Here is a 236-nt window from a genome sequence, read left to right on the forward strand (position 1 = left end):
TATGCCCGGCGCCTCGCCGCTTTGCGCGCCGAGCTGGGCGACCAGGTTGAGATCGTGATGCGGGTCTAGTTAGAGAACCCCCGCACCATCGCGGGCTGGAAGGGTCTGATCAACGATCCCAATCTCGATGGCTCCTTCCGCATCAACAAGGGGCTGTCGACCGCGCGCAAAATCTGCCTCGACCTGAGCGAGATAGGCCTGCCGGTGGGGTCCGAATTCCTCGATGCCTCGGTGCC

General features: G+C 63.6%; 1 pseudogene. It reads left to right on the forward strand.

The window, feature by feature from the left end:
• Positions 1 to 236: pseudogene (locus R0J92_RS26575) on the forward strand (3-deoxy-7-phosphoheptulonate synthase); the annotation flags it as partial.

Origin of the sequence: Tritonibacter sp. SIMBA_163 (assembly GCF_046535935.1) — a bacterium.
Lineage (GTDB): Bacteria > Pseudomonadota > Alphaproteobacteria > Rhodobacterales > Rhodobacteraceae > Epibacterium > Epibacterium scottomollicae.